6 protein-coding genes are annotated in these 8227 nt (G+C 62.2%); 5 read left to right on the forward strand and 1 reads right to left on the reverse strand.

Annotation, left to right across the window (positions count from 1 at the left end):
* The first annotated feature begins 24 nt into the window (after positions 1-24).
* From pgl to RMO15_RS08850, 3 genes are read left to right on the forward strand one after another with little or no spacing between them, the layout of a single operon-like run.
* On the forward strand, positions 25-729 hold the full coding sequence (gene pgl / locus RMO15_RS08840; protein WP_309710767.1) for a 6-phosphogluconolactonase: 705 nt from the start codon (positions 25-27) through the stop codon (positions 727-729).
* Positions 726-1322 (forward strand): DUF721 domain-containing protein, encoded by a 597-nt coding sequence (locus RMO15_RS08845; protein WP_309710770.1) that lies wholly within the window; start codon positions 726-728, stop codon positions 1320-1322. The genes pgl and RMO15_RS08845 overlap by 4 nt, the downstream gene beginning before the upstream one ends.
* A gap of 4 nt (positions 1323-1326) precedes the next feature.
* Complete coding sequence (locus RMO15_RS08850) at positions 1327-2802, forward strand: ComEC/Rec2 family competence protein (protein WP_309710773.1); 1476 nt, start codon at positions 1327-1329, stop codon at positions 2800-2802.
* Positions 2803-2976: 174 nt separating this feature from the next.
* On the opposite strand, the gene RMO15_RS08855 is transcribed toward RMO15_RS08850, so the two are convergent.
* Complete coding sequence (locus tag RMO15_RS08855) at positions 2977-4302, reverse strand: pentapeptide repeat-containing protein (protein WP_309710777.1); 1326 nt, start codon at positions 4300-4302, stop codon at positions 2977-2979.
* 334 nt (positions 4303-4636) lie between these two features.
* Here RMO15_RS08855 and RMO15_RS08860 point away from each other — a divergent pair, with 334 nt between their 5' ends.
* Together RMO15_RS08860 and RMO15_RS08865 are read left to right on the forward strand one after the other, a co-directional pair.
* Positions 4637-7642 carry a PSD1 and planctomycete cytochrome C domain-containing protein gene (locus RMO15_RS08860; RefSeq protein WP_309710779.1) on the forward strand — a complete coding sequence of 1002 codons (3006 nt, stop codon included), beginning with the start codon at positions 4637-4639 and terminating at the stop codon, positions 7640-7642.
* Between the two features lie 12 nt (positions 7643-7654).
* A partial coding sequence (locus RMO15_RS08865; protein WP_309710782.1) for a DUF1501 domain-containing protein occupies positions 7655-8227 on the forward strand: 573 nt, incomplete at its 3' end.

Here is an 8227-nt window from a genome sequence, read left to right on the forward strand (position 1 = left end):
TCGTATCGTGTCGGTATACTGGTCATGATGCAACCCGAGTTTCTTACCTTTCCTGATCCAGATGCTGTCGCTGCCGAGGCTGCAACGCGTTTTCTTAATCTTGCCGAGGCTGCAATTGCCGCGCGCGGACAGTTTGTGGTGGCGCTGGCGGGAGGCTCGACCCCGGAGCGGCTCTATAAACTCCTGGCCACGCGGGAGCTGGACTGGGAAAAAATCGTGGTGTTCTTCTCTGATGATAGGTTTCTCTCGCCTGCGAGCCGTTTTAGTAATGCCGGGCTCGCGCTACGACTGCTGCCGCTGAACCCTAAGATCACCTATCCTGTTCCCGCCGAGACAAGCTTAGACGCTGCTGAGTGCGCCGTGCAGTATGAGCGAGAGCTGGTAGCAGCACTGGGACCAGAGCCGCGCTTCGATCTTATCCTGCTGGGCATGGGCGACGATGGCCACACGGCATCGCTTTTTCCAGGCAAGGAAGCGCTAACGGCAAGGAAGCTCGTCACGCACTCGACGCCGGGAGTCTTGCCGCCACCGGTGGATCGCATTACGTTCACTTTTTTGCTGATCAATGCTGCGCGCAATGTGCTGTTTTTGGTGACCGGGGCGAATAAAAAAGAGAAAGTCGTACGGTGGCGAGCAGGCGAGGGGAGCGTCAGTACGCTTCCCGTACTCGGTGTTGCTCCCACGGAGGGCACACTCACAGTGCTTCTCGACGAGGCGGCAGGTTCATGAGACGTGGTGGAAAAATCAATCGCCTGGGAATTGACATGGAGCGGGTGCTGGGCGGACGTGAGATGCTACGCAAGCTCAAGGAACACACCGCTCCTATTGTCTGGGCGGAGGTGGTCGGAGAGCAGCTCGCGGCGGCAACCGAGGTTCTCGGGGTGAGTGGTGGTGTCCTGCGCGTCTCCGCTAAGTCGTCGGTGTGGGCCAATGAGCTGACGTTCTACAAGACCGATATTCTCAAACGCCTCAACGCCAAGCTCGGCGCTCCTCGGGCCTATGTCATCACCGACATTCACTTTCAGAGCCGTGGGGTCAAAAAATCCGTCGATACGCCCAAGCTAGAGCCGGAAGTGGAGATCGATAGCATTGAGCTGTCGGTGCGCGAGCGCCAGCAGATTGAGGAGAGTATCTACATGATCAAAGACGCCGACCTGCGCGAGCGCCTGCGTAAGACGCGTTTCTCCGAGGTGCGCCTGCGGAACTGGCGGCTGGACAATGGCTGGGCTCCCTGCCTGCACTGTGGCGAGCTGGTGGCTCCGTTTCTGGGGGGCAATGGCATGAGCTGCCCCCGCTGCCGTCTGCTGGGCGATAAAGGCTAGTTTTGTGCGTCTGCGCCCTCTCTTCACCGCTCTGGCGCTCGTGGTGCTCGGGATTCTTACCGCGCCGCTCTTTCCCAACCAGCCCCTCTTTTTCGACGCACTGGCACTCGCAAGCGCCCTCGCGGGAATAGCCTTTCTGCGTCGCCCCACCCTCACAACGGCACTCTTACTCTTACCGTTTTTGTTTTTCTCCCTCGCCCAGACCCAGCGTGCCCTGCGCCCCGATGGTCTGACTAAGCATGCAGGGAGCTACCAGATTCTCGGAGGCACCGTCGAGACGGCTCCTGAGCCCACGCGTCAGGGGGGGATACGCTTTATACTGGCCAGTGCTGAGGGCCGGGTGCAAGTCACGACACGCACCCCCCTCCCTCTCCATCGCGGAGATCGGGTCACGGTGCATGGTCGCTTAGAGCTTCCCCCTCGTGCCACCAACCCCGGTGAGTTCGACTACCGAGCCTATCTCCAACGTCACGGGGTTCACACGGTTCTGTGGGCCATTAAAGTGCCGTTCAGCACGACCAATACTCCGCCCACTCCCTCCGAGCGGCTCCGTGAGGCCATCCGCCGCGCCTGTCAGATCCATTTACCCTCCAATGATGCGGGATTGCTCTCCGGCCTGCTTGTCTCCGACCGCAGCCAGCTTCCCGCCAGCCTGCAAGATGCGTTTGCCCGCACGGGCACGATCCATATCCTCTCGACCTCGGGCCTGCACTTGAGTGTCTTCGCCGCGGTGTTAGTGGCGCTCTTTGGCCGAGGGAAACGTCTCCCGACCCTTCTAGCGCTGGCCCTGCTCTGGACCTACGCGCTGGCGGCGGGAACGGGCGGTGCCGTGATGCGCTCCGCAGTCATGACCACAGTGATGCTCCTCGCCCCGCTACTGAAGCGCGAGGCCGAGCCCCTGCATACCCTCGCCTTCGCCGCCATTCTGATCCTGCTCGCTGAGCCCCTCGCCCTCTACGATCCCGGAACACAGCTCTCGTTTGCGACGGTTAGCGTCTTAGTCGCCTGGGCACGACCACTCGAAAATCTCATCTGGCCGTGGGAGCCTGACCAGCACCCCCTCACCCGCTTCTTCCGCGCCTGCACCGTCGGCCTGCTGATCGGCATTCTTGCACAAATTGGCTCCGCGCCGCTGGTGGCGTATCACTACAACCTCTTCTCCTGGGTTGCCCCACTCGCCAACCTGCCCATCGCCGCCCTCGCCGAGCTGCTGCTACTTGCCGGCCTCGCTGCCGTCGCGCTCCCGTTTCTCACCCCGCTCTGGTGGCTGATTGAGCTAGGGCTCACGCTCCTCAAAACCCTCGCGCTCGCCTTCGCCGCCCTCCCCTACGCCGCGCTCTCCGTCGCCTCGCCCCCCGCCGAGCTGGTCGTCCTGTGGTATGCGCTCTTGTTGCTTCCTGCGCCGTATTTACGAGTCCGACTCAATCGCAGACGGTTTAGTCAACCCTCGTTTCTTGCAGAACCTCAAATGGGCGCGTAACGAATCGGCATTGATTCTTCCGCTCCCGACCCCGGCACTCTCGCCCTAGGCATGGTCGGTGGCATCGTAGCACGGCGCAGGAAGTAAGTAGCACGGCGCAGGAAGTAGCACAACCAAAGGGTAGGGACAGCGCGGAGTGCTGTCCCTACCGCCCGTGTGATATGTGGGCAAGGGTTAGCTGCCGGGAGGGAGGCCCTTGGTATCCTTGTCTTTCTTGATGCCAGTCAGCTTCGCCCCAGTCAGCTTCGCCTTACTCAGATCCGCATTTGTCAGATTCGCCCCACGAAGATCCGCCCCAGTCAGATCTGCATCAGTCAGATCTGCATCAGTCAGATTCGCCCCAAACAGATTTGCCTTAGTCAGATTCGCACCAATCAGCTTCGCCTGGCTCAGATCCGCCACACGCAGACCCACCCCAGTCAGATCCGCCTTACCCAGCTCCGCCCCAGTCAGATTCGCCCCAAACAGAACTGCCTTAGTCAGCTTCGCCCCAGTCAGATCCGCCTTACGCAGAGCCGTCCCACTCATCTGCGCATTCATCAGATTCGCCCCAGTCAGATTCGCCCCAGTCAGATTCGCCACACGCAGATCCGCCCCAGTCAGAGTCGCCCCAGTCAGAACTGCCTTAGTCAGATCCGCATTAGTCAGCTTCGCCTCAGTCAGATCCGCCGCGTTCAGCTTCGCCCCAGTCAGAACTGCCTTAGTCAGCTTCGCCCCACTCAGATTCTTCCCAACCAGCCTCGCCCCAGTCAGATTCGCCTCAGTCAGATTCGCACCAGACATCAACACCAAAGTCAGATCCGCCCCAAACAGATTTGCCTTAGTCAGATTCGCCGTACCCAGACCCGCCGCGTGCAGCTTCGCCCCAGTCAGATTCGCCGCACTCAGATCCGCATTATTCAGATTCACCCAACTCAGATCCGCATTATTCAGATTCGCCTCAGTCAGATTCGCCTCAGCCATATCCGCATTTGACAGATCCGCCCCAGTTAGATCCGCCTTACTCAGATCAGCAGAATTCAGAGTCGCCTGACGCAGACGCGCCCCATTCAGATTCGCCCCAGTCAGCTTCGCCAAAGTCAGATCCGCATAACGCACACTCGCCCCAGCCAGCTTCGCCCCAGTCAGCTTCGCCCCACTCAGATTCTTCCCAACCAGCCTCGCCCCAGTCAGATCCGCCCCAGTCAGATCCGCCCCAGTCAGATCCGCCCCAGTCAGATCCGCCTTACCCAGCTCCGCCTTAAGAAGGTTCTTCTCTCCCGCCTTTACTTTTTTCACCCAACATGCGACTTGCGCCACTTTATCAATAATTTTTTTGCAGTCCTCTGCCGCAGCGGTCTGTGCCGCGGCGGGTCGTGAGAGTACCTGCCCGATCATCACGCCCTCGATCAGCAGGAGGGTGGCAAGTACGGTGAAGGTTCGAGTCTTCATCACTCCAAAGGGGGCCTTCGTTTGAAAAACGGTCTTGGTGTTCGTCGTTGTTGTGGTGACGGGTGTCATGGCAATGAGCCTCTTTCTCGTTCGCGGTGCGACGACGTGGGCAATTTTCACCCACGGGGCGACGGCAATCGATGCCTAGAGTATAAAGCAACCTTGCGGGTGGGGCAAGTTTACCTCCCCCCGCCGCTGAGACGGCTACCTGGGTACCCCCTGGGTGCAGTTCTCGGTCGTTCCTCCCTACGAAGGGGGTAGCTCAAGCCCCAAAACCCTTCGCGAAGCCCGTACCCAGGGGGTGCCCATGGCGAGTGGTGCGAGGCCGGGAGATAAAACTGATTCGCAGTTCCCCCCGGGTCTGTGGCAGAAAATGGCACACTTCTGCCATAATCAGACAGTTATGACTAAAACACTTCCGCGTCGTGGTGCTCTCCTCGCGCTGACATCCCTCGCGATCGCCGGTGCTGCCCTGCTGCCCGCTCGGTCGTCCAGTCAGATCAAGGCACCCGCCGCCCAGGGCCCCGACTTCGCCAAGGAGGTTCAGCCGCTCTTGAGGGCCAAGTGTATGCCGTGCCATGGCGACATTCAAGGGGCGGGCGGACTGAAACTGACTCAGCTCAAGAGCGCACTGACCGGGGGAGGCAGCGGGGCTCGGGGCCTGGTGCCGCACGATCCCGACGCCAGTTCTGTCATCCAGCGGGTCTCCACCACAGACACCGATCTGATCATGCCGCCTAAAACCAGCGGGAAGACCCCGCTAACCCCCACCGAGGTGGCAACTCTGCGCAGCTGGATCCAATCCGGCCCCTCCTGGCCCGAGGCGGGTGCCGCTACTCCCACCGGGGACACGCACTGGTCGCTCCAACCGATCCAGAAACCCGCCCTTCCCTCCGGCAAGGCACCCCACCCCGTGGACCGCTTCCTGGACGCGCGCCTCGCCGCCAAGGGCCTTGCCATGGGACCCGCCGCCGACCGCCCCACCCTGATCCGCCGCGTCACGTTCGACCTCATTGGCCTCCCGCCCCCGGAAGCGGAAATCGCCGCGTTTATGGCCGACAAAGCGCCGGGTGCCTACGAGCGGGTCGTGGATCGGCTGCTGGCATCGCCGCGTTACGGTGAGCGCTGGGCCCGGCACTGGCTCGACACCATCCACTACGCCGACTCCCACGGCTCCGAGCATGACATGGGCCGTAAGAACGCCTGGCCGTTCCGCGACTATGTCGTCCAAACCTTCAACAACGATGTCCCCTACGCCCGCTTCGTCCGCGAACAGCTGGCTGCGGACGCCCTCTACCCGAATCGCCCGGATCTCACCCCCGCCCTGGGCTACCTGAGCGCCGGCAACTTTGATCTCAGCGCCTACTACACCGCCCCCGTCCCGTTCCAGATCCTCGACCGCGACGACATGGTCAACCAGGCTATGTCTACTTTCGTCAGCACCACCGCCAACTGCGCACGGTGCCACGACCACAAGTTCGACCCCGTCCCCACCACAGACTACTGGGCGCTACAGGCCGTGTTCGCGGGCGTGATCAAGGGCGATGTCACCTACGACGAGAAGCCCGACATCGCGGAACAGCGCGCAAAGTGGAACAAGCTAAAGGAAGTCGCCGACAGCAAGAACGCGAATCGCATCCTCGCTACCGAGCATCAGCCGACAGTGGGTACTTTTCTGTCGGCGATCTCTCGTTTTGGCGGATGGAAGCCGGTCTTGGTGCAGAAAGCAAGTAGCACGGGGGGCGCGACGTTCACCCTCACCGACGATGGCCGCGTTGCGGTGAGTGGCCCCCGCCCGGCCAAGGACACCTACACACTCCTCACCCGCCCCGGTGCCAGTCGCGTCGGTGCTCTCCGAGTAGATGCACTGGCATCGCCTGAGCTCCCCAAGGGTGGAGCCGGACGCGCGGACGATGGCGCTTTTCTCTTGAGCGAAGTTTCGGTCGAGGTTCTGCGGGTCGGGGGCAAGCGCGAGAAGGCGAAAATTGTCCGGGCCAGCGCCGATTATGCCCAGCCGAACAAGGACGCCGCGCACGCCGCAGACGGCAACTCCGGCTCCGCGTGGGGCATCGGACCAGAGTCTGGCAAGGATCACCACCTCGTGCTCGCCTTCGCCCAGCCCCTCGAACTTGCCGATGGTGACGCGCTTGAGGTGGTTCTCGAACAAAACGACGGTGCGGGCCACATTTTAGGACGCTTCCGCTTGAGTGTCGCCGACGCCCCCCGTGCGACTCTCTGCGCCGTGCCCCCGAAGGTGGCCGAGCTGCTGAAGGCCCCCACGCCGGACCAGGCCACCCGCGTGGAGCTCGCCGCGTTCGCGCTGCGGGAAACGGCCGCCGATGGCATCGCGTCCCTGCCACCACTCAAGCGTGTCTACGTCGCCGCGAAAGCCGCCGATGTGGCCGATGTGGGTTTCGTCAATATCGACAAGCCCCGGGAAATCCACGTGCTGGAGCGGGGTGAGATGAGTCGGCCCAAGCAGGTGGTCGGGCCAGGGGCGCTGTCGGCATTCCCGGAGCTTGGGCTCTACTTCAAGCGCCGCGACATGACGCAGGAGAGCCAGCGCCGCGCCGCGCTCGCGGAGTGGGTCGTGGATCGCCGCAACCCCCTGACCTGGCGCAGCATCGTTAATCGCGTCTGGCACTACCACTTTGGCAAGGGCATTGTCGACACGCCCGGCGACTTTGGCCGCATGGGCGGCGCACCGAGCCATCCTGAGCTGCTAGACTATCTCGCGGCGTGGTTCAAGGACGACGCGCAGGGGTCGTTCAAAAAGCTACACCGCCTGCTGGTGACAAGCCACGCCTACCGGCAGAGCTCCACCAACCGCCCGGAGGCGGACAAGCTCGATAGGGACAACCGGCTGCTGTGGCGGGCAAATCGCCTCCGCCTGGATGCCGACCAGTACCGGGACGCCACGCTGCAGACCGCCGGGCGGATTGACTTCACCATGGGGGGACCGGGGGTCAACCACTTCAAGCAAGGCCCAGGGCCGCAGATGACACCCGCCCTGGACTATGCGGCGTTCGACTGGGAGAGCCCCGCGGCCAACCGGCGCTCGGTCTACCGCACGGTCTGGCGCTCCATTCCAGACCCGTTCATGGACTCGCTGGACTTCCCCGACCTGACCCTGCTCTCCCCCACCCGAGGCACAAGTGTGTCGGCCCTGCAGGCTCTCACGCTCTACAACAACAACTTCGTGCTCTCGTGCGCCCAGTCCTTGGCGAAGCGTGTGGTAGCTGAGGGCGGAGCTCTCCCGCGCCAGATCGAGCGGGCGGCGACTCTGGCGTGGGGCCGAGCCCTCACCGACAAAGAGCGGAAAGTGCTACAAACCATGGCGAGTGCTCATGGGCTTGAGGCGACCTGCCGCGTTATTCTGAACGCCAATGCGTTCCTGTTCATAGACTGATAGGTAGGATAGATGAACGATGATCACTGGGGTTTTCCCACCAACCGACGCGAGTTCCTGACCGGACTCGGCGGGGGCTTCGCGGGCCTCGCCCTGACCAGCCTGCTAGCCAAAGACAGCCAGGCGACACCGACAGATCCCGCCGGGCAGGGCTCACTAAACATGCAGCACCACCCGCCTAAAGTGAAGCGAATCATCCAGCTGTTCATGAACGGCGGCGCAAGCCCGATGGACCTCTTCGACTACAAGCCCGCGCTGATCAAGTACCACGGCCAAAAGCTCCCGGACCACATCCGGCCCGAGGGATTGGCCAGTGCCCCTGGCTTGTGCCTCCAGAGCCCGTTCACCTTCAAGCAGTACGGCCAGTCGGGACGCTGGGTGAGTGAGGTATTTCCCGAACAAGCAAAACTCGTGGACGAAATGGCGTTCTTTATGGCGATGGCCAGCAAGTCCAGTGTCCACGGCCCCGCCTCGTACATGATGAACACGGGCTTCATCCAGCCGGGATTCCCGTCTATGGGGGCGTGGATTTCCTACGCGATCGGGAACCTTCGTGACAACTTGCCGACCTTTGTGGTGCTCCCC

Origin of the sequence: Armatimonas sp., assembly GCF_031410135.1 — a bacterium.
GTDB lineage: Bacteria > Armatimonadota > Armatimonadia > Armatimonadales > Armatimonadaceae > Armatimonas.